Source organism: Streptomyces sp. BE303, assembly GCF_036290945.1.
Lineage (GTDB): Bacteria > Actinomycetota > Actinomycetes > Streptomycetales > Streptomycetaceae > Kitasatospora.
Genome location: NZ_JAQYWZ010000305.1, coordinates 1 through 401, shown reverse-complemented (window position 1 = coordinate 401; position 401 = coordinate 1). Strand labels below are relative to the sequence as shown.

General features: G+C 77.1%; 1 protein-coding gene. It reads left to right on the top strand.

Features of this window, described 5'->3' with window-relative positions; genetic code table 11:
- Positions 1–401 (top strand): hypothetical protein (locus tag PUR56_RS03470; protein WP_329947794.1); only part of this gene is annotated, 401 nt, incomplete at both ends.

Sequence of the window (401 nt, the reverse complement as noted above, 5' to 3'; positions counted from 1 at the left end):
TCTGGCCGAGGCGGCGCCCCGTGGCCGCTGGGCGATCGTCGGTGACGAGGCGTCCGTACGCGTCGAAGCGTCCGAGTTCGCCGAGGCGCTGACCGCGCTCGGCGCCGACGCCGTGGTCGTACCGCTCGGCGACCGCGCCGCCCTGGCCACGCGTCTGCGTGAGCTGGAGCCCGCAGGCATCCTCGTGCTCCCGGCCGTGTCCCTCGCGGGCGCACTGGCCGTCGTCCAGGCATCGGCCGAGGTCGCGGGCGGTGCGCCGCGGTGGTTGGCGACCCGGGGCGCGGTGTCCGTCGGCCGGGCGGACGGCGCGCCGAACGTCTTGCAGGCGGCGAAGTGGGGACTGGGCCGCGTGGTCGGCCTCGAACACCCGGAGCTCCTGGGCGGACTGCTGGACCTGCCGG